This window comes from Mesorhizobium sp. FG116, from assembly GCF_057809835.1.
In genome coordinates this window covers 65,711-88,677 of sequence record NZ_JBMDKS010000019.1, presented here as the reverse complement: position 1 = coordinate 88,677, position 22,967 = coordinate 65,711, and the positions used below count along the sequence as shown (strand labels likewise).

Sequence of the window (22,967 nt, the reverse complement as noted above, 5' to 3'; positions counted from 1 at the left end):
GCTGGAGTGCCGTCATTGGCCTCTCCGCTTCGGTTTTGACGGCAAATCTCCGGCTGGCACTTCTTGCAAGGCACGGCGAATTGCGAATTCGGGCGTAGCAATCCGTCACCGAGGACTTTGCCGGTCCTTTTGCGACGACACAGAAGCGAAACGGCAAGCACAATTTTCGCGAAGTCTTGTTTGGCGAAAACAGTTCGTCGCTGGCTAAGAATGCAGGCTACGGCAAAGCGATATCGAGGGTTATACCCTGAAAGGGGGAGTAGAGAGCTTGGTCAGAATTGCCGGCCAACACGGCTTCCGGCGCGCAAATCGGTGCGTCGCGAGAACCTCGCCTAGCCGTCTACCGCAAGCAACTGCCTAGGCATCGGTGGCAAAACGGCCGCGCTCAACGCCCGCCCCTCGGACGAAGAGAATCCAAGGCTGCCCGAAACCGGCGTTTCTTCGACGATGCGGCCCTGGTCCATCACCAGCACCCGCGCGCGGAATTTCTCGACCAGCCGCAGATCATGGGTGACAAAGAGGTAGGAGACATTCTTGGTGCGCCTCAGTTCCTCGAAGAGATCGAGCATCTGGATTTGCAGATGCAGGTCGAGGTTCGACACCGCTTCGTCGAGGACGATGAGCTTCGGATCAGGAGCCAGAGCCCGGGCGATGCACACGCGCTGCAACTGGCCGCCGCTCAACTGGTGAGGAAACTTGTTCGCCTCGGCCCAATTCAGTCCGACCGATGAAAGCAGATCTCGGACCCTTTCGGCCGCCGCTTGCCCCGTCAGGCCGCAGAGGTAGTTCAGCGGCTCGGCTACGATATCCTTCACGGTAGAACGCGCATTGACCGCACCGAGCGGGTCCTGGAAAACCATCTGGACGGTTTTGCGCAGGTTCTGCCATCCGGCCTTGTCGAGGGAGGTCAAAGAGCGTCCGCCAAATAGGATGTCGCCCCTGTCCGGCCGTTCCAATCCGACGAGCAGCCTCGCAAGCGTGCTTTTGCCGCATCCGCTGCGCCCAAGCAGGGCAACGGTTTCGCCGGCCGCTATCTCTATCGAAATGTCGTCGAGAACCGGCTTTGCCTTGGTGGCGCCCACCAGCGAAAACGTCCGGTAGGCCTTGGAGATCCCGCGTGCTTCAAGCAGGTTCATGCCGCGACCTCGCTCCGGTTGTAGAGGGAAAGGTGAGCTTCAACGAGCCTTTGCGTTATGACGTGGCGGGGCCGCAGGAAAATGTCTGTGACCGGCGCGGTCTCGACTATGCGCCCGCCATCCATCACCGCCACCCTGTCGGCCAACCTCGCCACGACCCCCATATCGTGGGTTACGAGGAGAATGCCGAGACGCCGCTCCCGTTTCAGATGATCGAGAAGGTCGAGAATTTCCCGCTGCACGATGAGATCGAGATCGGTGGTGGGCTCGTCGGCAAAGAGAAACGGGGCTTCTGTCGCAAGCGCCAACGCAATCATCATGCGCTGGAGCATGCCCCCGCTCATTTCGAAAGAATGCAGGCGAAGCAGCCGTTCCGGCTCATCAAGGCCGGACGCTTTCATTGCGCGCAAGATACGCTGGTCCCCTTCCGCCGTTGAGATGCCAAGCGCCGAAAGGGTTTCCCGCGCATGCTCCTGCATGGTTCGCACCGGATTGAAGGCGCTGCGCGGGTTCTGCATGATCGTTGCAATGTGTCTCGCCCGCAACTTGGAGCGCTGCAAAACCGAACCATCGATCGATACCGAACCGGCTATCATCCGGGTGCCGGGCGGCAGGACATCCAGACTTGCGGCGCAGGTCAGGGACTTTCCCGATCCGCTCGCGCCGATCAATGCCAGCACCTCGCCAGTGCTCAGCGTGAATGACACATTGTCCACCAGCACCAATGGCGAGCCATGCCGCGTGGTTTCAACGGAGATTCCTTCGATTGCAAGCGTCGAACTGGTCAATGTCCGTGCTCCGCGCATAGATGAGGATCGAGTCTGTCGCGGATGGCGTCACCAAGTATGTTGAATGCCATCACACTGAAAAATAGTGCCAGCCCGGGCCAGAATACGAGCAGCGGCTCGGTCCAGACATACTGGCGGGCATCGCTGATCATCACGCCCCATTCCGGAGTTGGCGCGGTCACGCCCAGTCCAAGGAACGACAGGCCCGACACATGCAGCATCATGTGGCCGATATCGAGCGTCGCCAGCACCAGCAATTGCGACAGTGTTGCCGGCAACAGGTGCTTGATAAACACCTGCACACGGGTTGCGCCGGCAAGCCTCGATGCGAGGATGAAATCGCGATGCTTCAGCGACAGCACGATGCCGCGAACAATGCGCGCGTACCATGCCCAGTGTGACAGCGCGATTGCCACGATGACGTTCACAAGACCGGTTCCCAGCATGCCGACCATGAACAGCGCGAGGACCAGCGTCGGGAATGTCAGGAAAACATCCGTGAAACGCATGATGATCTGATCGGTCCGCCCGCCGATAAAACCCGACGCACCGCCAACCAGTATCCCAAGCCCCAGTATCAGGACCAGACATAGTGCCACTGAACCCAGGGAAACGCGGGAGCCTACGATGAGACGCGAAAGGATGTCGCGGCCAAGGTGGTCGGTGCCCAGCCAATGTTCCGCATTCGGCGATTGAAGACGACCGACGAGGTTCGTGGCGTTGGGGTCGTACGGAGCCAACCAATGCCCTGCGACGGCACAGATCACGAGAACCGCGATAATGCCGAGAGCGACCTTCGTCGGCCAGTTCAGCTTCACCCCAAGCCATTGCGGGGCAATTGTGCGTTCAATAGCCAGATCACTCATTGGACACCCTCCGCGGAAAGCCGGATGCGCGGGTCAGCCCAGGCATAGACGATGTCGACGATGAGGTTGCAGATCACGAATATGCCCACCATCAACAATGTGAAACACTGGATAACCGGATAGTCGCGATTGAAAATTGCCGACACGGCGAAGCGCCCGACACCGGGCCATCCAAAAATGCTCTCGATGATGAGCGTGCCGCCGATCAGTTCGCCAATGTGCATCCCGGTCGCGGTGATGATCGGCAAAAGTGCATTTCGAAGCACATGCGAGCGTTCGACGGAGATCTCGGAAAGCCCTCTAAGACGAGCATAAGTCACGTGTCGCTGCCCCTTGACCTCCAGCATGCTGGCCCGCAGCAACCGTGCATTGATGCACAGCGACATCAACGAGATCGCAAATGCCGGCATCACGATGTGGGTCCAACCACCCATGCCCATCGGAGGCAGCCAGCCCAGATAGACCGAGAACACAAGAACAAGCAGGAATCCCAGCCAGAAGTTCGGCATCGAGACACCGAAAAAGGCCAACAGGCGAACGGCTTGATCGGGAAAACGATCACGGTAGCGAGCAGCCCACATTCCAAGCGGGAAGGAAATGCCCAGTGTCAGGACCAACGCAACGCCTGCCAACTGGAGCGTCGCAGGGAGATAGTAGAGAAGGTCCGGCAGCACCGGCCGCTGGGTAGCGTATGAATTTCCGAAGTCCAGATGAAGTGCCCGCCACAGCCAATCCAGGTACTGGGCTGCGATGGGCTGGTCGAGGCCCAGCATCCGCCGGGCCTCCTCCAAAGCTTGTGGCGTCGGAGGAACGCGCGAAAGGCGCAGGTAGTCCATCGCGGGGTCGCTGGGGCCAAGCCTGAGAAGCAGGAATATCACCAGCGAAGCGGCAAGCAGCAGCGGCACCAGAAGGATGAGCCGGCGCAGTGTGAACGCCAACATTGGTTACATCCCCTTGGGGTGGATTTTCTCGAACGGAATTTCGCTGGACATGGCCCCGAACGGGATTGGACCAAGTTCCGGCCGGGCGACTGCGATGGCCGTTACATAGGTAAGCGGCAGATAGACCGCCTCGTCATGCAGCCGCGTCATGATGCCCCGATACATGTCCTGCCTTTGCTTTTCATCGGTGGAGACCAGCACCTTGCCAATCATCGCATCGATCTCGGCCTTGTCCGGCAGGCCAAGCTGCGCCTGGTAATCGGCATGGGAGGGAACACGCATCGAACTGACAAACGCATGGGGATCGTACGGAGCACCCCAGGTGCGATTGAAGATCATGCCGAAGCGCCCGTCATTCTGGCGCGCGTCGATGCTGCTTTCTTCCTCGCCAACGAGAGCGACCTCAATACCCACTTTTGCGAGGTCGGCCTGAACGATCTCGGCCATCGATTTCGACACGGCATCGGTCCCGACATAGCAAAGCTCGATCGAAAGGCGCTGACCGTCACGGCTACGCACGGTGGCCCCCGACTCCAGTTTCCAACCGGCCTTTTCCAGCAATTCGGCTGCCAACGCCGGATCATACGAATAAGGCTTCAGGCCGATATCGGCATAGGGCACGTTCGGCGCAAACAAGGTGTCTGCGCGCTTTTCCGTTCCATAAAGAACCGTGGCAATCATCGTATCCTTGTCGACGGCATGGTTTATGGCCTGGCGAACGGCCAGGTCTTTGGTGGGCTCACGATTGGTGTTCAGGGCTAGCGCATTTGTCTCCATCGGGTTGGACAACTCCGCCGTGAGCGTGCCCATCTCCTTGAAGCGGTGGAACGTATCTGGAGATATCTGTCCGCCAACGCCGTAGATCAGGTCGATCTCGCCGGTCTCGAAGGCGATGGCGCGGGTATTCGGGTCGGGAATGAGCTTGACCTCGATCTCGTCGTAAGCCGGTTTTTCGCCCCAATAATTCTCGTTCTGGGCAAAGACATCCTTCTCACCCAAGCGCGTCTCGACCCGTTTCCAGGGACCGGTACCGATCGGCGCGTTAATGCCGTCCTTGGTTCCCCCATTTTCAAACTGAGAGGGCGCGACGAAACGGAACGGTCGGGCAAGCGAGAGTTCCTGCAACAGCGGATAGTACGGGTCGTTGAGCGTCAGCCGCACATGAAGGTCGTCCACCACCTCCGCAGAGACGATCTGGTTTGCGAGTTCCAGCCAATCGTGCTGGGCCCGGTTGGCCAGCACAGCGTTTACGTTGGCAACGACGGCCGCGGCATTGAAGGGGTCGCCATTGGAGAATTTGACATTCGGGCGCAACGCAAACGTATAGATACGGCCATCGTCCGAAGCCTCCCATGACGCAGCCAGCCATGGAATGACCGTTCCGTTGGCCTGGTATTTGACCAACGGCTCATAGACCATCGCTTGCGCGAACATCTGGTTCGGGCTGTACAGATGCGGGTTGAGCGGACCGACATTGGAAGGCCATGAGAACTTGAGCGTATCGGCAAACGCGCCGTTGATCGTGAGGCAAGCCACAGCTGCCGCTGCCCAGAAATATCGGGATACTCGCATTCCACTCCCTCCCAAAAGTCAGAAACGCAACCCAGGCCATAGTATGATATTTTTGAAATATCGTCATACCCCGAACGGGTAGGTTCCGGGTGAAAACATTGACACCGTGTCAAAGCGGCGGTTGCTGCAGTGGCCGTCTATCCGACAACAAATGCCGCCGATCTATTCACGCTGCGCGCACGAAAGCCGTTCCACGCGATGCCGGATCCGGAATATTCCGTCCGAGGCACTTGAACTGAACGCATCGAACGCCTTCACTGAGGCAAGCGCCGTTTTCGAAATGGCTGGTACCAATCACGATCTGGAGGAACATGTGCAGCGCATTACCGTAACCCTGGACGATGATCTGGTGGCCGAAATTGACGAGATCATCCGGACCAGAGGTTACCAGAACCGCTCGGAGGCCATTCGCGACCTGACCCGCTCCGGCTTGAAGGAAGCGATACTGGATGCATCCGGCGCGGAGGATTGCGTCGCGGCCGTTGTCTATGTTTTCGACCATTCCGCACGTGACCTGTCGAAGCGGCTCGTGGGGACGTTCCACGACAACCACCAGCTTGTCCTTTCGACACTTCACGTCCATCTGGATCACGATCATTGCATGGAAGCGACTGTCCTGAAGGGCAAATCCGCTCAGGTCCAGGCAGTCGCAAATCAGATCATTGCCGAAAGAGGCGTGCGCCATGGACGTCTCATCATGATCCCGGCCGAACTCGAGGCCGAGATGCATGATCACGACGGAGAAACCCCACATTCCCACATCAAGATCAAGTAAGCGGCCGCCCGACCGGACTTGCCATCATCGCGCCGGATTGGCCGAGCCGTCCGGTCGCCTCTCAATCAAGAAAACGACCAGGTTTCCGTCGCGCTCGGTGCTTTCGATGCGGTCCCCGGTCTCGTTGACGAGATTGGGAATATCAATGATTGCCAGCGGGTCCGTACAATGAACTTCCAACCGGTCGCCCGGGGCGACAGCGTTCAAGGCTTTGCGGGTCTTTAAAGCCGGTAGTGGGCATTTCAACCCGGTGAGATCAAGCTTGGTCGTTATCATGGCTGGAAAATATTCTTTGCTCTGGAGGAGCGCCAAGTACAATCACCCGGCTCCTGCCGATGTTGGGTACTTAGAAAAATTTCGCAGGATTTTCAAACCGCTTCCCAAGCACAGGCCAAAGCGCTAGGGACGACGGGAAGAGGCACGACACACGCGATGCGTTATGCGGTTCACCCTGTTTTCGACCCCCCGCAACACGCCGTCTCGAACGCCGGTCCGGCAGAGTGAATTGATGCTTGGCGGGCGTGCCCAGGGCAAGCGGCTCGTCACGCCTTCTGGCGAAAGGCGGATCATTTTCGACCGGTATGCTTGGAGCGCCGAAAACGCACCGTGGCGACCCACGCGCAAGGACGCCGAACATGACCACTGACCCTTTGCAGACGCTGGGCGTCATATTGGCTGGTGGACTGGCGCGTCGCATGGGCGGCGGCGACAAGCCGATGCGTGAGATTGGCGGGCGCTCCATACTCGATCACGTCATCGAGCGGTTTTCACCGCAATGCGACCGCCTGATCCTGAACGCCAATGGCGATCCAGCCCGCTTTGCTTCTTTCGGTTTTCCAGTCGTGGCCGATACGATTGCGGACTATCCGGGGCCGCTGGCGGGCGTTCTCGCTGCACTGGACTGGGCCGCGGCAAACCAGCCACAAATCCAGTGGGTGGCGAGCGTTGCCGGCGATTGTCCGTTTCTGCCGCGGGATCTGGTCGCACGCTTCCACGGTGCCCGGTTGAAGGACGATGCCCAACTCGTCGTAGCGGCCTCGGCAGGCCGCTCTCATCCGGTGATCGGTCTTTGGAGCGTTGCCTTGCGCGATGAGCTTCGGCATGCGCTAGTCGAGGAAGGCATGCGCAAGGTGAGCCAGTGGGCCGCCCGCTACAAACTTGCAACCGTGACCTGGCCGGCGGAACCGGTCGATCCGTTCTTCAACGCCAACACGGTCGAGGATTTGTCCGAAGCCGAGCGGCTGGAGAAACTGGCCGATAGCTGATCAGCCGTTGCAGGCAAAGGAAGTTGCCGCAGCCTATAAGCGCTCCCACTATCACGATTGCGGAAGCAACCTTGTCCCTTCCGAGCCGACCCCGCTTTCATCAATCGGCTACGGGGACACGCGGATCGATCGGCCGGATCATGCGGCACCCGAGCGCGTCTTCACACCAAGCTGCGACCGACAGCAGTTCGGCCTCGCGATAAGGCGGCGCGACGATCTGCAGCCCAACCGGCAGGCCAGCCGCTGTGAAGCCGCAGGGGATGGCGATCGACGGACAGCCGGTGATGGTGATGGCGTAGCCGAGCACGAGCCAGTCGAGATAACTCGCCAGATCGCGACCGGCGATGCGCCCAACATAACGCTCCTCGACGGGGAAGGCGGCGACCGGTGCCGCCGCTGCGATGAGGAAGCCGTGCTGCTCGAGCAGGCCGAGCAGAGCAGCGCGGCTGTGCGCCTGACCGCGCACTGCGGCGGCGATGTCGGCACTGGTAAGCTTCAGGCCCTGCTCGATGTTCCAGATCACCTCAGGCTTGAGTTGGCCCCGCTCGGGTCCGTTGATCAGTTCACCCCGAGCAGATGCGAACTGGTGGGCACGAAGCGTGCGGAACGCATTCTCCGCAGCCGAAAGATCGGGCGCGGCTTCGGCGACGGTTGCACCCAAATGTTCCAACCGGCGCACAGCTTCGATGACCACCCCAGCAATCTCCGGCTCGATGTCGGCAACGCCGAGGTCAACCGAGAAGGCGACACGCTGCGGCTTGCGCGGCTGCCGTGCCGCAGCGGCGAAATCGGTCGCCGCCAACGGTCGCGACAGCGGGTCGCGCGCATCGAAGCGGGTCATCGCCTGGAGCCCAAGGCCGGCATCAGCGACGCTGCGCGCTAGCGGGCCGATCACCGACAGCGTCTGCCCCGGCACGCCGCCCGGCCCCTGCGGCACGATGCCGGGACTCGGCCGCAGGCCGACAATGCCGCAGAAGGCAGCCGGATAGCGCACAGAACAGGCGAAGTCGGAGCCCTGCGCAATCGCCGCCATGCCGGTAGCCACCGCCACCGCCGCCCCGCCCGACGAACCGGCGGGCGACAGGCGGGTGTCCCACGGGTTGCGGGTCACACCGAACACATCGTTGAAGGTGTTGGCACCGGCCTCGAATTCGGGCGTGTTCGACTTGGCGAAGACGACGCCGCCCGAAGCCTCCAGCGCCTCGACGAGGAAATCCGACCGGTCTGGCACCGCGTCGGCATAGACGCGCGAGCCGAAGGTGGTGCGCACGCCGGCAACCGCGTAGGAATCCTTGATTGGCAACGGCAGTCCGCCAAGCGTCGATCCAGACAGGTCGCCGGCCTCGCCGAGCCGCCGGCGAGCGCGGTCGAAACAGAGGGTCGGAAGGGCGTTGACCACCGGGTTCACCGCCGCCACCCGCTCCTGCGTTGCGGTGAGCAGATCGAAGGGGCTGATCTCGCCCGCGCGCAACAGGCTTGCCATGGTGACCGCGTCTTCGGCCCAAAGCGGCTGCCCCATCTCAATGCTCCTTCATCGTGCCGGTGCTGGCTGGTAAATCATCGATTTAGTGGATAGCTTGTCTACAGGACGAACAATCGGCAGACGGTTTCCATGGCCAAGAAGACAGCGACTGAAGAACGGACGGAAACCCTGCAGGCAATCGACTACGGCGTAGAAAAGCCGACGGCGATGGATGCACGCTCGTCCGAAGCCAAGCAGGGGCTTGAGCGCTCCTTCGCGGTGCTCGACCTGATAGCGGCGCGACCGTGCCGCGTGGTCGACGTCATGCGCGACATGAACCTTCCCTGGGCGACGGCGCACCGCACCGTGAAGAAGCTCGAGAAAGCGCAGTTCCTGATGCTCAACCCCGAGACCTCCCACTACGAGATCGGGCCGCGCATGTGGCATCTGGGCTCGGCCTATCTTGCCAACAACAAGATGCTGAAATCGGCAATCTCCTACCTCGCCCGCGACCGCGACATCCGTGGCGTCGACGTGCAGGTGGTCGAGCGCATCGGCAGCTTCTCCGTCGTCATCCATGCCGAGAAGCGACAACTGCAGGAGATATCGAAGGCGCAGTACGGCTACCACATCCCGCTCCACGCCGGTTCGAAAGGTCTGGTGCTGCTGGCACATGAGACGCCCGAATTCGTTGCCGCCTATTGCGCCGAGCCGCTCGAACCGCTCACGACGCTGACCATCACCGACCCTGCCGTGCTGCGCCAGCGCCTCGACGAGGTGCGCAAGGCCGGATTTGCGCAGACCGAGGGCGACGTGCAGAGCTTCACCGGCTCCATCGCTGCGCCGGTCTTCGGCAGCAAGGGCACGGTGGTGGGCTGCATTAGCTTCGTCTATCTCAAGAAGGTGGCGCGCGATCAGGCCCTGATGGACGGGCTCAAGGAAGCGCTGCTGCTGATGACGCACACGCTCTCGATCGAGCTCGGCTGGCATCCCTGACCGGCCGCTTCAGGCCGGTCGATCCTTGCGGTCCTGATACGAGCCCTGCAAGTTCGTGAAGGTCTGCTCCAGCACGTCGACGATGATTGCGATCGATTTCTGACCCATCTCGGCCGTAGCCACCGTCGGGTCGCCGAATATCGCCGCATGGCCGGCACCCGGGCGCGGCCGCCGCGCATAGGTGCGCGTCGGGTTGGTCGGTGCGACGAGATCCCAGCCGACGGGGCCGTATTTCGCGCCCTTCAGCCGGTCCATCTTCACCAATTCGGGCCGTGTCGCCAGCTGGAAGGACGCTTCCAGCTCGCAGCCATGACCCATGCCGCCGACGACCGACTTGCGCAGCGCATGGATCTTGTCGGCCGCTGGTTCCCAGTAGCTGACGGCCGAGACCTTGAAGTCGTGGTCGCCATCGAGCTGGTCGATCATGTGGCGCGCCACCTGGTCGTTGGCGGTGCCGCTCGGGCGGTTGCCGTTGAGCAGGATGATGTGGTTGAAGCCCTGTTTGACCAAGGCCGCACCGATCTCAAACAACATGAGTTGGTAGGTCGGGATCGACAACGAGATCGTCCCGGGGAAATGCTCGAAAGTCATCGACACGCCATAGGCGACCGGCGGCGCCACGATCGCGTCGATGCGCTTGGCGAGCAACACGGCGATGTGGTCGACCTGGTGCGTGTCGGTGTCGACGGGCATGTGCGGGCCGTGCGCCTCGGTAGCGCCGGTCGGCACGATCACGGCTCTGCCGGCGGCGATCGCGTCTGCGATCTCCATCTGGGTCATGTAGGACATACGGCGTTCCATGATCGTCTCCCTGGCACTATGGCGCTCTGCGCCTTTGTCGGCTTGCTTTCGTGTCGAAGGCGCCTCCATCGGGAAGCGCCCTCGTCGTCCGTCCCTCGCCTACTCCGCAGCCTGGGGGAAGGATGCCCCCTCGCCGACGGCGTTCCAGCCCTCGTCCGGGTCCGTCCAGTTGTCCGGATAGCGGACCATGCCCTTGGCCTTCATGGCGCGGAAAGTTTCGCCACGGTCGAACATCGGCGGAATGCCGCGCTCCTTGCGCAGCTTCTCGCGCCGCGCCTGGGTCTGGGCGGCGTCGTGGGTCCACTGACGGCCCTTGAGCGTGACGACGACGCCGTAGTTGTCGCGTGCACTCTGCTCAGAGATCAGGCCGCATTGCAGGTCATAGACCACCTTGTCGGCCTCGCGCGCCAGCGGGTCGCCCCAACCGCCGCCGCCGGTGGTAACAACACGCACCGAGGCGCCGGGCTTGACCACGACCGTATCGGACATGCCGGGATGGATCGTTTCGTCGCCGTTCTCGATCACCGACACCTGGTAGATCTGACCGGTCTGGCCGCCGTTGACACCGTAGCAGCCAAGGATCGAGCGGTCGGCATTGGAGATCAGCCGGCATTCGTCCAGCGCGCGGATCTTCTTGTCGTAGCCGAAGCCACCGCGGCGGAAGCCGGCCCCGCCGGAATCCTCCTTGAGCGCAAGCTGCTCGACCATGATCGGGTATCGCGTCTCGGAGAACTCGGCCGGCAGGTTGCGTGAGTTCGGCACGATGTGGACGACGTCCGAACCGTCGGCCCACGGCCGCCCCGGGCCACCGCCACCGAGAACCTCGCGGAACAGGAAGAAGTCGTCGCGGTTCCGTCCGCCGGTCAGGCCCCAGATACGGATCGTCTCGTGGTCGGCCGGCATACGCCCGTCCGTTGCCTTCGAAAGACACGCGGCGAACACGCCGAGCGAGCGCAGCATCAGGAAGAAGCGCATGCCCGTCGGCTTGCCGAAGGTCGGCGTGATCAGCGTGCCCTTCTGCGGGAACACCACATCGATGACGTCCAGCACGCCTTCGTTGGAATCGATCTCGGCGGCACGCTCCGGCGAAGCCGCCAGCGAGCGCAGCACCGGCGCGAGCCACTTGCGGAAATAGCGGCCTTCGACCTCGTCCAGCGACCAGTTGATCGGTCCCTTGGCCTCCGGATCGGTGCCGTTGAAGTCGAGCACGATCTTGTCGGCGGTCTTGGTCATGGTGAGGCGGAGCGCGTGGATCTTGCCGTCCTCGACGCCGTCAGCCTCGATATAATCCTCGTAGTGATAGACGCCATCCTTGATCTTAGGCAGAATTTCGCGCCTGAAGATTTCGGCCGCGTTCTTCAGGATCTGCTCGAAGGCGGCTTCCAGCGTTTCGACACCATAGCGCTCGGCCAGCGAGACGATGCGGCGCGAACCAAGCTTGCAGGCACCGATCTCGGCGTCGAGGTCGCCGGCAAGGTGATCCTCCAGGCGCGAATTGCGGGTGATGATGCGGAAGGCGGCCTCGTTGAGCACGCCGCGCTCATAGAGCTTGATCGGCGGAATCAGCACGCCCTCCATCCAGCTATCGGTGGCGTGCACCGGCAAGCTGCCCGGCACAGCACCGCCGATGTCGTCGTGATGGCCAAACACCTGGCTGAAGCCGATGAGCCTGTCCTCGTGGAAGATCGGCACTGTGGTGCACAGATCCGGCACATGGCCAATGCCGCCACAGGAATTATAAGGGTCATTCCAGAAGAACACGTCGCCGGGGAAGATTTTGTCCTCGCCGAAATACTCGAACACCGGCTCGACGATCGCCGAATAGGATCGGCCGGTCAGTTTGCGGCCTTTCGCATCGAACAGCGCGACCCGATAGTCGTGCTGATCGCGGATCATCGGCGAGCGCGCGGTGCGCTCCACTGCCGCCTCGATCTCCAATTCGGCAGCACGGATGGTTCCGTGGATGACTTCCAGCTCAATCGGGCCGAGCTTCGCTTTCTTCTGGCTGCTCACGACTGCGTCTCCCTGGCGGTGAGAATGAGGTTGCGGTAGCGGTCGGCCGTGCAGGTCCAGCCGCCGGGGACGACGACGGTCGACCCGTATTCCTGGACGATGGCAGGTCCCGGGATCGCCTGGCCGGCGACGAGTTCCGTGCGCTCGTAAAGTGGGCTGTCCACCCAGCCAGCACCCTTCCAGTAGACCTTGCGCGAACCGAACGGCTTCGCCACCTGCCCAGACTTCTCGCTGGCATTGATCTGCGGGCGGTTCTGCACGCCGACGGCGCGAACCCGCAGGTTCACCAGTTCGACGTCCTGTTCGCCCTCATAGTGGAAGCCGAACGACTCGTCGTGGACGCGATGGAAGTCCTTCCATATGTGCGCCACCGCAGCCTCGCCAGAAACGGCTTCCGGAGCGGTGACCTGCACCTCGTGGCCCTCGCCGAAATAGCGCACGTCGGCGACGTACTCGATCTTGATGTCGGCATCGGCAATGCCTTCGGCACGGATATCGCGTCGGCCCTCATCGGCGAGCGCATTCCAGGCCGAGACGATCTCGGCAACATCGGCCGACGACTGCCGCCGCACCATGGTGCGGATGTAGTCGCGGCGCACGTCGGAGACATGCAAGCCGAGCGCGCAGAGATTGCCCGGATCGGGCGGCGAGATGACGGTCTGCATGCCGAGGAAATCGGCTACCTCGGTTGCGAACAGGCCACCGGCGCCACCGAAGGCGACCATGGCGTAGTTGCCGGGATCGCGGCCGCGTGAGGTGGTGACCTTGCGGATACCGAACACCTGGTTGACCGCGGCAATCTCCAGTACGCCGGCGGCAACCTCTTCCGCGCTCATGTTGTGATGGCGGCCGAGCGCCTCATAGGCCTTCTTTGCCGATGCGAGGTCGAGCTGGATCTCGCCGCCGATCAGCGCGGTAGGCAGGCGGCCGAGCACGATCGCCGCGTCGGTAACGGTCGGCTGCGTGCCGCCGCGACCGTAGCAGATCGGCCCCGGATCGGCACCCGCACTCTGCGGGCCAACCTTCAGGCTGCCATAGGGGTCCGTCCAGGCGATCGAGCCGCCGCCCGAGCCGACGGTTACGATGTCGAGCATCGGCGTCTTGACCGGATAGTGCTCGATCATCGATTCCGACGTGTACATCGGCATCTGCTTCTCGATGATGGAGATATCTGTCGAGGTGCCGCCGACGTCGGAGGTGAGGATGTTGTCGTAGCCGGCCAGCGTCGCCATGTGGATGGCGCCGAGAATGCCGGCGGCCGGACCTGAGAGAAGCATGGTCACAGGCTTCTCACCGGCCGTCGAGTGCTTCACCACGCCGCCGTTCGACTGCATGATGAGGAAGGGGATATCGCCGGACTGGGAGCGCAGCCGGTCGGCCGCGCTTTGCAGGTAGGTCTTGCAATAGGGCTTCACGAGCACGTCGACCAGCGTGGTCATGGCGCGCTCGTATTCGCGGTACTCCGGCAACACGATCGAGGAGAGCGATACGAAGACGCCCGGGAAATGCTTCTCGATCAGCGCACCGATGCGCCGTTCGTGCTCATCATTGGCATAGGAGTGCAGCAGGCACACGCCGATGCACTTGACACCGTCCTCGACGAGCTCGCGCACCGCCTTCAGCGTCTCTTCCTCGTCGATCGGCTCGATCTCGCTGCCGTCGAACTTCATCCGGCCGGGCACTTCGCGCACCAGGTGCAGCGGCACCAGCCGCGGCGGCTTCACCCAGAAGAAGGAGTTGCCGTAGCCATCGGGCACCGACTGGCGCGCGATCTCGATCATGTGGCGGAAACCGCGTGTCACCAGCAGGCCGAGACCGGCGAACTTGTGCTCGAGCACGGCATTGGTCGCAACCGTCGAGCCATGCAGCAGCATGGCGAGGTCTTTCGGCTCAGCGCCGACCTTCTCCAAAACCTTGCGGACGCCGTCGAGCAGGCCGACGCTCGGGTCGCTCGGTGTCGATGGCGTCTTGATCGCAGTGATCGTTCCTGTGCGTTGGTCGATCGCCACCACATCGGTGAACGTCCCGCCCGTGTCGATGGCTACCCTGACATTCATTGCGCTCTCCAAATATCCACTATACGGATACGACATTCATTTACCGCATATCATATTCGCGTGGCAAGCGGTTTTTTGGATCGGCCAAAGACAATCCGGTTCGTTGGTCGCCCCTGCGCTACAGAGGCCTGCCACGGGCGTTCGGAACTGGCCTCCGATGCATGAAAAAGTCGCTTGGAAAGCGTTACAGCGCCGCCGGCTGGAGCGCGGGTCGGCGCTCCCACATGTCGAGCGCGACCATCACTTCCGCGGCAGCAAGGGCAGCGATGACAGCAGGCCGCTTGTCCTTCACCGCGTCGCCACCAATCGGGGAGACGAGGCGGCGGAAACCGGCTTCGGTGCCGCCGCCGCTTTTCAGGAACCAGCTCCGAAAGGTTGCCCGCTTGGTCTTCGAGCCGATCATGCCGACATAGGCGGCTTCGCCGTGCTTGAGCGCCTCTGCTGCAATCAGGAAATCCAAAGCGTGGTCGTGCGTCAGGATGACGAAGGCGGCACCGGCCGGCGCCTCGCGGACGACCGCCTCCGGAACCGGCGTGAGCGCCGACGCAACGCCCATCGGGATGTCTTCGAGCGCCGAGGCACGCGTCTCCACGATGGTCACTCGCACCGGCAGCAGCGCCAGTGTTCGGGCCATGGCGTTGCCGACATGTCCGCCGCCAAAGAGATAGACGTGCGGCATGCGGCTATCCAGCGCCTCGGCCTGATCGACGAGGCGGGCTGCGAGTGCGTGGCCGGCAGGGCGTAACGCGATGCGGACCCGCCCGCCGCAGCACTGTCCGATCTCAGGCCCCAGCGCCAGATCAAGTTCGACGGGGGCAGACGAGGCGAAAGGCCGGCGCAGCATCTCGCGGGCCTTGTCCATCGCAATATATTCCAGGTGTCCGCCGCCGATGGTTCCGTGCACAGCGTCCCTCGCGACGAGCATATAGGCACCCGTCTCGCGCGGCGTGGAGCCGGCGACGCCGACGACCTCGACCATCACGGCTTCGCCCGCCCGGTCGAGAAAATCCTTCAAAGGATTTGCGCTTGTCGCCATCCTGTCTGATCCATGACGCTATTCGCGCGCCGCGACGAAAATCAGCCCTCTTGCGCCAGGCGCCTGCGCAGCCCGTCGCACGCCATCAGGATCCGTTCCGGTGTCGCAGGCGCGTCGAGATCGGGGCAGAAGCGATAGTCCCCGACACTGGCCACCGCGTCGGTCAGCGCGTTGAAAACGCTGATCGCCAGGTTGAACGGCGGCTCGCCGATCGCCTTCGAACGGTAGACCGTGTTCTCGCGATTACGGCTCCAGTCGACCAGGCGCATGTTCAGCTCCTTCGGCCGGTCGCTGCACACCGGGATCTTGTAGGTCGAGGGTGCGTGGGTCCTCAACCGACCGCGGTCGTCCCAGACCAGCTCCTCGCTGGTGACCCAACCCATGCCCTGGACGAATCCTCCCTCGAGCTGGCCCATGTCGATGGCAGGATTGAGCGACTTGCCGACGTCATGGACGATGTCGACGCGCAACACCCGGTTCTCGCCTGTCAGCGTATCAATCGCCACTTCTACCACGGCGGTGCCATAGCAGCAGTAGTGATAGGCCCGACCCTTCATCGTCACCGGATCGACGGCGATGTCGGGATTGCGGTAGTATCCGAATGCCGACAATGAGATCAGGTTCTCGTAGGCCTGTTTCACCAATGCATCGAACGGGATCAGCTGGTTTCCGACGCGCACCCTGTTAGGCTCGAAAACGATCTGCTCCTCGCCGACCTTGTAGTGCTCGGCGGCGAAGTCGATCAGCCGCGTCTTGATCGCCCGCGCCGCGATCTGGGCAGCGGCGCCATTCATGTCGGTGCCCGACGAGGCGGCGGTCGCCGTGGTGTTCGGCACCTTGTCGGTTACCGTGGCGGTGATCTTGATCCGATCGACGTCGACCTGGAATTCCTCGGCGACGACTTGCGCCACCTTGATGAACAGCCCCTGCCCCATCTCGGTCCCGCCATGGTTGAGATGGATGCTGCCGTCCTGGTAGATGTGCACCAGTGCGCCGGCCTGGTTGAGGAATCGGGCCGAGAAGCCGACCGGATATTTGAGCGGCATCAGCGCGATGCCGCGCTTGATGATGCGGCTTTCCCGGTTGAACGCGACAACTGCCTGCCGGCGGGCGGCGAAATCCGAGACTTCCAGCGCCTCGTCGACAATGCGCGGCAGGATATTGTCCTTGAGGACCCAGTCATAAGGGGTGACGTTGCGCTCGCTTTCGCCATAGAGATTGGCCATGCGGACATCGAAAGGCTGCTTGTCGAGCGCATAGGCGATCTCGTCCATCACCCGCTCGATCACCAGATTGCCCTGCGGCGAGCCGAAGCCGCGAAAGGCTGTATTCGACTGCGTGTTGGTGCGGCAGGCATAGCCCGTCAGGCGCGCGGCCGGCAGAAAATAAGCGTTGTCGCAGTTGTAGATCGTGCGCTGCAGCACCGGGCGCGATTGGTCATGCGAATAGCCGGCGCGCTGCATGGCAACGATATCGATGCCGAGGATGCGGCCGTCGCCGTCAAAGCCGACATCGTAGTCGAAGCAGAAATCATGCCGCTTGCCGGTCATCACCATGTCGTCGTCGCGATCGAGCCGCACCTTCGCCGGTCGCCGCGTCCTGACCGCCACAATGGCAGCGATTGCCGCGAACTGGGTCGCGCCGGTCTCCTTGCCACCGAACGCACCACCCATGCGTCGTACCTCGATCGTCACCGCATTAGCGTCGCGGCCTAGCACGCGGGCGACCATGTGCTGCACGGCAGAGGGGTCCTGCGTGGCGCAATGGATGTAGACGTCGCCGTCCTCGCGGATCAGGGCGAGGCTTGCCTGCCCCTCGAGGTAGAAGTGTTCTTGCCCGCCAACTTCGATGCTGCCCTTGGCGCGATGCGGCGCGGCTGCCAGCGCAGCCTCCCAGTCGCCCTGCACCAGTCGCATCGGCTCACCCAGGAACGAGCTGTGCTCCATTGCCTGCCGAACGGTAAGGATGGGCTCCAGGTCCTCGTACTCGACCACGGCCAACCGGGCTGCCTCGCGCGCATTGGCGACGGTATCGGCCGCCACCGCGAAGATCGGCTGGCCGAAATAGACCACCGTATCGACAGCGAACACCGGCTCGTCGCCGCAATGCGCATGGCCGAAATCGTTATCGCCGGGCACGTCCGCAGCCGTCAGCACCACCGACACACCGGGCGCGCGGCGCACAGCTTCGACGTCGAGCTTCACGAGCCGCGCATGGGCGCGCTGGCTCTGCGCGATGAAGACGTGGAGCAGATCGCGCGGCTCGGGCAGGTCGTCGACATACTGCGCCAGGCCGGTGACATGCTTGAACGCCGAATCGTGGATGATGCGCTGGTGCACGCCTCCCCTGATCGTCTCGTCGGTTGGAGATTTTTCGAGCACCTCAGGCATGGGCCAGACACCATTCGTCAGGGATCTGCGTGTCGCCGGCTCCCCCCATCTCCAGGAAGCTGCGCCACAAAAGATTGGTCGCTACCGTCATGCGGTAGGCTGCGCTGGCGCGCATGTCGCTGATCGGCGCGAAATCTTCCGCCATCGCATCCTGCGCCATGCGGATTGCCGGCTCGCCCCAGACTTGACCGAGCAGGCTCTGCTCGGTGGCCGTCGCCCGCTTCGGCGTGGCGGCCATGCCGCCATAGGCCAGCCGCACCGCTGCTACCCGGCCGTCCTCGACTTCGACATAGTGGGCAGCGCAGACCGCCGAGATATCCTCGTCGCGCCGCTTCGACACCTTGTGCACGCGAAACAGCGCACCGGCAGGCGGCAGCGGAACACGGACTGCCTCCACGAATTCGCCGGGCTCACGGTCCTGCTTCTGGTAGGCGAGGAAATAGTCCTGCAAGGCAATCACGCGCTGCCGGTCGCCTTTGCGCAGGACGATCTCGGCACCAAGCGCGATAAGGGCCGGCGGCAGGTCGCCAATCGGCGAGCCGTTGGCGATGTTGCCGCACAGCGTGCCTGTGTTGCGGATCTGCGCAGAGGCGAAGCGGCGCATCAAAAGGCCCAGCTCCGGTATGTGCCGAGACAAAGCGAGCGCCGCAGCATTCAGCGAGACGCCGGCACCGAACGCCAGCACGCCGTCAGCAAGCTTGGTGGCACGCAACGCCTCGATGCCCAGCACGGAGATGATGACCGGCAGCTTGCGGTGCTGCTTGGTGACCCACAGACCGACGTCGGTGCCGCCGGCCAGGATGGTCGCGTCGGGATGCTCCATAAGCAACTGCGCCAACCGTTCGGTAGTCGCAGGCGCGAAGAACCGCATGCCGCCGTGCTCGATCGCCACGTCCTGCCCGTCGTCCAGACCTGAAAGCCGTTCCACGGTGACGGCACTGTCCTGCGCAAAGCGGTCGTTGCGGTCGCGGCCGGTCAGGCTGGATGCGGCCTCAACGATGGTGCCGTAGCCGGTGCAGCGGCACAGATTGCCCGACAGCGTGTCGTCCAGCGCCACGCGCGTGAGCTGCTGGCCGTTGGCCCAGGCCGAAAACAGCGACATGACGAAGCCAGGCGTGCAGAAGCCGCATTGCGAACCGTTCGACGTTGCGATGGCCTCCTGCACCGGGTGCAACTCGCCGCCCTGGGCGAGATCCTCGACAGTGATGAGCTGCTTGCCGTCCAGAGTTCCAAGGAACTGGATGCAGGAATTGACCGCGCGGTAGCGCATGGCGCCGTCCTGCAACTCGCCCACCACCACCGTGCAGGCACCGCAGTCGCCCTCGGCGCAGCCCTCCTTGGTGCCGCAACGCCGTTCCGTGCCGCGCAGATAGTCGAGCACGGTGGTCGTCGGCGCAAAGCCTGCGAGTTCCCGCATTTCCCTGCCGAGCAGGAAACGGATGGAGTTACGCAATTTCCAGCTCCCAGCCCCGCGGGGCAATGCCCGTCACCGCGCTGTCCATGTACTTCCCTCCACGCCGCCGACCAGTCTGCCGCCCTTGATGTGGCAGCGCCTGCCGGGCACGTTGCGGAACATGTCGACGAGGTTGGCCGCGCTGTGCACCACCAGGTCGGCGCGGCAGCCGACATCGACGCCATGGCCCTCGATGCCAAGCAAGCGAGCCGGCCGAGAGGTCGTCATGTCGAAGGCTTCGCGCACGTCCGTGTCGGTACGCATGCCGGTGCTAAGGCACGTCATATAGGCGGTGTCCACTGGGTCCATGCGATTGAAGCGGAACCAGATGTCGTACATGTTGTCGGCGCCGGCGCTGACGTTGACGCCGGCCGCCAGCAACTCCCTTGCGCGCGAAGAGCCGCGATTGACCGGGGTGACGCCGTTGCCGCCGAGCATCTGCAGGTTGGCGATCGGAAGGATAATGACGCTGATGCCCGCTTGCACGACCTTGTCGATGACGCGTGCCGCCTCGTCGTCGGGATAGACCGCCAGTGCGCAGCAGTGATCGGCCGTCGCACGCCCCTGCATGCCGCGCTCGATCACCATGTCGGCCAGCATCTCCAGCGTCTTGAAATGCGGCAGGTCGGTGTAGTCGCAATGCATGTCGACGTTCGCGTCGAATTCCTCGGCAATGTCGAGGATCGTCCGGACATGGGTCTTCTGGTCCTCGACATTGGCCTCGAACTCCGGCAGGCCGCCGACCAGCCTAATACCCATGCGCAGCGCTTCCCTGAGAAGATCCGGCGCCTTGGGATCGGTGACAATGCCTTCCTGCGGGAATGCGACGATCTCGACGTCGATCAGGCCGCTGAAGCGCTCGCGTGCCCGCATCACGCCTTCCAGTGAGACCAGACCGGTGGCGAAATCGACGTCCACCTGAGAGCGGATCGCGCCCAGCCCTTGCGCCACCGCGAGGTCGAGGGCTTTACAGACGCGCGCCTCGACGTCGGCGACGGTGAAATTGGCCTTTGCCTCGCGCGCCCGGGCGAATGCCTCGCTATAGGTCAGCGCGCCGACATAATCGCGCGACAGAACCTTATCGAGGTGGAAATGCGGATCGACGAAGCTCGTCGTCACCAGCCCGCCCTTCGCATCGATGCGGCGCGCAGCCGAGGAGGCGGACACCTTGCCGATCTCGACGATTCTGCCGCCCGCGATGCCGATGTCGAAGCGCCCTTCTCGGTCGAGCAGGCGGGCATCGGTGACAAGCAGGTCGAGCAGCGCGGGTCCGCCGGGTTGCGATTGGTCGCTCATTGAAGTCACTCCGTTCATTTCACGACCCGAGATAGGCGGCGATCACTTTTGGATCGCTGCGCACCTGCTGCGGCGTTCCCGACGAGATGATCTTGCCCTCTGCCAGCACGATCACGCGGTCACACACATTCATGATGACATTGAGGTCGTGATCGATGAGCACGATGCCGCAGCCGCGTTGGTCGCGGATTCGCTGCAGCACCTCGACGATGTCCTGCGATTCGCCGTGGTTCAGCCCCGCTGTCGGCTCATCGACCAGCAGGAACTCCAGCCTGCCGGCGATTGCCCGGGCGATCTCCAGCCGTCGCTGCATGCCGTAGGACAGCTCCGAGGCGATGCGGTCGCGATACTGGCCGAAATTCAGCGCGTCGAGCGCGATCTGCGCATTCTCCCGCCGGTCGCCCTTGTCCAGCCAGGCCGAGGCGACTTCGACCGTCTCCATGACCGTGAAGGACGGGAACAGGCGGATGTTCTGGAAGGTGCGGCGGATGCCGAGCCGCGCGGCTTCGCGCAGCGACACCTTCGACCATTGCCGGTCACCCATGCGAAAATTGCCATTCGTCGGCGTGAACACGCCCGACAGGACGTTCAGGAACGTCGTCTTGCCCGAGCCGTTCGGCCCGATCAGGCCGACGATCTCACCCTTGCGGAGTTCCATGTCGACACCGTCGAGGGCTGTCACCCCCTTGAACTTCATGACGACGTCATTGGCTTGAAGATGCATCTTTTATGATACCGTTGGACCCGGGCAGTTCCGGCGGGAAAACCCGGCGAACTGCGTGAAATGCGAAACTGGAGCATTGCCGGCGGTTAGGTATTCCGGCAATGCCCGAAGTGGGATAGCGGACGATGGAGCTGCGAAGGCCCTCGCCCGCAATGCGTCACTTCACCGGAGGAAACTTTTCCGGGAAGCCGGTCGACAGGGTGATGAACTTCTTGTTGTCGAGGTCGAACTTCACCAGCGCGTAGTCCTTCTTCGGGATGCCTTTGCCGATCGGGCTGTCCTTGTAGGTAATCAGGCCGGTGGCCCCGTGGACGTTGTCCAGATTGTGCAGCGCATCGCGAACCGCAGGCCCGTCCGTGCTACCAGCCGCTTCCACTGCTGCGGCGACTGCAATCACCAGATCGTAGCCGAGCGCGGTCTGCAGCGAGTCCGGATCGGCACCGAACTTCGCACGATATTCCTCCTCGAACTTCGAGAAGGTCGAGCCAGGCGAACGGTCGCCGCCATAGGTTGCCATCACCGACAGGGCGAGTTGCTTGCCCGCGTCGAAGATCACCGGCGTGTCGTTGCCATCGACCAAAAGCAGCGGCTTGGTGTTGCCCAGCCGCTCCATGTCCTTGAGGAAGGCCGTGCTGTCCGACGGGAAGGCGTTGGACATGATGACGTCGGCATCGGAATCGACCATCTTCGTCGCGGTGACACGATAGGAGCTGTCGCCGAGCGTATAGAAGGCCTGGCCGACAATCTCGCCGCCGAGTTCCTTGAAGCGTTCCTCGAAGGCGTTGGCGAGCGTGTGGGTGTAGCCCTCGCTCTTGGACTTCAGCGTGAAAGCCTTCTTGTAGCCCTGTGCGGCGGCGTATTCGGCAAGGAAAGCACCCTGCGTCAGGCTGCCCGGCACATTGAGGAAGCCGTAGCCGTCCGGCACCTGGCTCGGCCCGGCGGCGTCCGCGCCGCAACTGCTCATCACCGGCAGCGAGGCCTTGGCCGCCATCTGCGCGCCCGGCAGCGAGACGTCGGTGTCGCAGGTGGTGACGATGAAATTGGCGCCGGCGGCGATCAGCTCCTGGACGACGGTTGCGCCGAGCATCGGGTCCGACTTCATGTCGCGCCGGTCGAGCTCGATCTTCATCTTGCCGCCGATGCCGCCCTTGCCGTTGATCTCGTCGATGGCGACTTCCATGCCTTTGGCCAGCGGCTCGTCGACGAAGGACAGGTAGTTGGATTTATCGGACGCCCAGCCAATCTTGTAGGTGTCTGCGGCGTGGGCGGCGAGCGACCACGCCATCATGGCTGTTGCTGCGGCGAGCCCGATGCCGGCTCGTTTGATTATGGATGCGGTGCTGTTCTTCATTGTCGGTTCCCCTTGCGTTTTTATGTGGACGAATGAATGCACTTG

At 62.9% G+C, this 22,967-nt stretch carries 19 protein-coding genes; 3 read left to right on the top strand and 16 right to left on the bottom strand.

Annotated features, from left to right (window positions below; all coding sequences use genetic code 11):
- Positions 1-332: 332 nt before the first annotated feature.
- The 5 genes from nikE to nikA are packed head-to-tail and all read right to left on the bottom strand — an operon-like array spanning position 333 to position 5,303.
- Positions 333-1,136, bottom strand: a complete 804-nt coding sequence (gene nikE / locus ACODTY_RS15710) for a nickel import ATP-binding protein NikE (protein ID WP_488995147.1) — start codon at positions 1,134-1,136, stop codon at positions 333-335.
- Positions 1,133-1,924, bottom strand: a complete 792-nt coding sequence (locus tag ACODTY_RS15705; RefSeq protein ID WP_488995146.1) for an ATP-binding cassette domain-containing protein — start codon at positions 1,922-1,924, stop codon at positions 1,133-1,135. Before ACODTY_RS15705 ends, nikE begins: the two co-directional genes overlap by 4 nt.
- On the bottom strand, positions 1,921-2,790 hold the full coding sequence (nikC, locus tag ACODTY_RS15700) for a nickel ABC transporter permease subunit NikC (protein ID WP_488995145.1): 870 nt from the start codon (positions 2,788-2,790) through the stop codon (positions 1,921-1,923). Before nikC ends, ACODTY_RS15705 begins: the two co-directional genes overlap by 4 nt.
- A complete protein-coding gene (nikB, locus tag ACODTY_RS15695) occupies positions 2,787-3,731 on the bottom strand; it encodes a nickel ABC transporter permease subunit NikB (protein WP_488995144.1) in 945 nt (314 codons plus the stop codon). The genes nikC and nikB overlap by 4 nt, the downstream gene beginning before the upstream one ends.
- A 3-nt stretch (positions 3,732-3,734) precedes the next feature.
- A complete protein-coding gene (nikA, locus tag ACODTY_RS15690) occupies positions 3,735-5,303 on the bottom strand; it encodes a nickel ABC transporter substrate-binding protein (protein ID WP_488995143.1) in 1,569 nt (522 codons plus the stop codon).
- Between the two features lie 313 nt (positions 5,304-5,616).
- On the opposite strand from nikA, the gene nikR reads away from it, so the two are divergent.
- A complete protein-coding gene (gene nikR / locus ACODTY_RS15685) occupies positions 5,617-6,078 on the top strand; it encodes a nickel-responsive transcriptional regulator NikR (protein ID WP_488995169.1) in 462 nt (153 codons plus the stop codon).
- Between the two features lie 24 nt (positions 6,079-6,102).
- On the opposite strand, the gene ACODTY_RS15680 is transcribed toward nikR, so the two are convergent.
- Positions 6,103-6,354 carry a sulfurtransferase TusA family protein gene (locus ACODTY_RS15680; protein WP_488995168.1) on the bottom strand — a complete coding sequence of 84 codons (252 nt, stop codon included), beginning with the start codon at positions 6,352-6,354 and terminating at the stop codon, positions 6,103-6,105.
- 359 nt (positions 6,355-6,713) lie between these two features.
- Between ACODTY_RS15680 and mobA the strand changes: the two genes are divergently transcribed.
- Positions 6,714-7,343, top strand: coding sequence for a molybdenum cofactor guanylyltransferase MobA (gene mobA / locus ACODTY_RS15675; protein WP_488995142.1), 630 nt, complete (start codon positions 6,714-6,716; stop codon positions 7,341-7,343).
- 100 nt (positions 7,344-7,443) lie between these two features.
- On the opposite strand, the gene ACODTY_RS15670 is transcribed toward mobA, so the two are convergent.
- Complete coding sequence (locus ACODTY_RS15670) at positions 7,444-8,862, bottom strand: amidase (protein WP_488995141.1); 1,419 nt, start codon at positions 8,860-8,862, stop codon at positions 7,444-7,446.
- Between the two features lie 93 nt (positions 8,863-8,955).
- Between ACODTY_RS15670 and ACODTY_RS15665 the strand changes: the two genes are divergently transcribed.
- Positions 8,956-9,801, top strand: coding sequence for an IclR family transcriptional regulator (locus tag ACODTY_RS15665; RefSeq protein WP_488995140.1), 846 nt, complete (start codon positions 8,956-8,958; stop codon positions 9,799-9,801).
- A 9-nt stretch (positions 9,802-9,810) separates the two neighbouring features.
- Here ACODTY_RS15665 and ACODTY_RS15660 read toward each other — a convergent pair whose 3' ends face one another.
- From ACODTY_RS15660 to ACODTY_RS15620, 9 genes are all read right to left on the bottom strand, one after another.
- The gene (locus tag ACODTY_RS15660) at positions 9,811-10,602 is read right to left on the bottom strand and encodes a creatininase family protein (RefSeq protein WP_488995139.1); all 792 of its coding nucleotides are present in this window, start codon (positions 10,600-10,602) and stop codon (positions 9,811-9,813) included.
- Between the two features lie 99 nt (positions 10,603-10,701).
- Complete coding sequence (locus ACODTY_RS15655; protein ID WP_488995138.1) at positions 10,702-12,615, bottom strand: hydantoinase B/oxoprolinase family protein; 1,914 nt, start codon at positions 12,613-12,615, stop codon at positions 10,702-10,704.
- Positions 12,612-14,672, bottom strand: a complete 2,061-nt coding sequence (locus ACODTY_RS15650; protein ID WP_488995137.1) for a hydantoinase/oxoprolinase family protein — start codon at positions 14,670-14,672, stop codon at positions 12,612-12,614. Before ACODTY_RS15650 ends, ACODTY_RS15655 begins: the two co-directional genes overlap by 4 nt.
- A 184-nt stretch (positions 14,673-14,856) precedes the next feature.
- Positions 14,857-15,708, bottom strand: a complete 852-nt coding sequence (gene xdhC / locus ACODTY_RS15645; RefSeq protein ID WP_488995136.1) for a xanthine dehydrogenase accessory protein XdhC — start codon at positions 15,706-15,708, stop codon at positions 14,857-14,859.
- Positions 15,709-15,749: 41 nt separating this feature from the next.
- Entirely contained in the window at positions 15,750-18,098 is a 2,349-nt protein-coding gene (gene xdhB / locus ACODTY_RS15640) for a xanthine dehydrogenase molybdopterin binding subunit (RefSeq protein ID WP_488995135.1), read from the bottom strand.
- The gene (gene xdhA, locus ACODTY_RS15635; protein WP_488995134.1) at positions 18,091-19,551 is read right to left on the bottom strand and encodes a xanthine dehydrogenase small subunit; all 1,461 of its coding nucleotides are present in this window, start codon (positions 19,549-19,551) and stop codon (positions 18,091-18,093) included. Before xdhA ends, xdhB begins: the two co-directional genes overlap by 8 nt.
- A gap of 33 nt (positions 19,552-19,584) precedes the next feature.
- A complete protein-coding gene (locus ACODTY_RS15630; protein WP_488995133.1) occupies positions 19,585-20,847 on the bottom strand; it encodes an amidohydrolase family protein in 1,263 nt (420 codons plus the stop codon).
- Between the two features lie 19 nt (positions 20,848-20,866).
- Positions 20,867-21,544, bottom strand: a complete 678-nt coding sequence (locus ACODTY_RS15625) for an ABC transporter ATP-binding protein (protein WP_488995132.1) — start codon at positions 21,542-21,544, stop codon at positions 20,867-20,869.
- Positions 21,545-21,728: 184 nt separating this feature from the next.
- On the bottom strand, positions 21,729-22,922 hold the full coding sequence (locus ACODTY_RS15620; RefSeq protein WP_488995131.1) for an ABC transporter substrate-binding protein: 1,194 nt from the start codon (positions 22,920-22,922) through the stop codon (positions 21,729-21,731).
- Between the last annotated feature and the right edge of the window lie 45 nt (positions 22,923-22,967).

Excerpts from the sequence above, each read along its gene's own strand:
- mobA (WP_488995142.1), top strand. The coding sequence starts at position 6,714 with ATGACCACTGACCCTTTGCAGACGCTGGGCGTCATATTGGCTGGTGGA.
- ACODTY_RS15680 (WP_488995168.1), bottom strand. The coding sequence starts at position 6,354 with ATGATAACGACCAAGCTTGATCTCACCGGGTTGAAATGCCCACTACCG.
- ACODTY_RS15625 (WP_488995132.1), bottom strand. The coding sequence starts at position 21,544 with ATGAAGTTCAAGGGGGTGACAGCCCTCGACGGTGTCGACATGGAACTC.
- ACODTY_RS15660 (WP_488995139.1), bottom strand. The coding sequence starts at position 10,602 with ATGGAACGCCGTATGTCCTACATGACCCAGATGGAGATCGCAGACGCG.
- nikC (WP_488995145.1), bottom strand. The coding sequence starts at position 2,790 with ATGAGTGATCTGGCTATTGAACGCACAATTGCCCCGCAATGGCTTGGG.
- nikE (WP_488995147.1), bottom strand. The coding sequence starts at position 1,136 with ATGAACCTGCTTGAAGCACGCGGGATCTCCAAGGCCTACCGGACGTTT.
- ACODTY_RS15665 (WP_488995140.1), top strand. The coding sequence starts at position 8,956 with ATGGCCAAGAAGACAGCGACTGAAGAACGGACGGAAACCCTGCAGGCA.
- ACODTY_RS15630 (WP_488995133.1), bottom strand. The coding sequence starts at position 20,847 with ATGAGCGACCAATCGCAACCCGGCGGACCCGCGCTGCTCGACCTGCTT.
- xdhB (WP_488995135.1), bottom strand. The coding sequence starts at position 18,098 with ATGCCTGAGGTGCTCGAAAAATCTCCAACCGACGAGACGATCAGGGGA.
- ACODTY_RS15650 (WP_488995137.1), bottom strand. The coding sequence starts at position 14,672 with ATGAATGTCAGGGTAGCCATCGACACGGGCGGGACGTTCACCGATGTG.
- ACODTY_RS15670 (WP_488995141.1), bottom strand. The coding sequence starts at position 8,862 with ATGGGGCAGCCGCTTTGGGCCGAAGACGCGGTCACCATGGCAAGCCTG.
- nikA (WP_488995143.1), bottom strand. The coding sequence starts at position 5,303 with ATGCGAGTATCCCGATATTTCTGGGCAGCGGCAGCTGTGGCTTGCCTC.
- xdhC (WP_488995136.1), bottom strand. The coding sequence starts at position 15,708 with ATGGCGACAAGCGCAAATCCTTTGAAGGATTTTCTCGACCGGGCGGGC.
- ACODTY_RS15620 (WP_488995131.1), bottom strand. The coding sequence starts at position 22,922 with ATGAAGAACAGCACCGCATCCATAATCAAACGAGCCGGCATCGGGCTC.
- nikB (WP_488995144.1), bottom strand. The coding sequence starts at position 3,731 with ATGTTGGCGTTCACACTGCGCCGGCTCATCCTTCTGGTGCCGCTGCTG.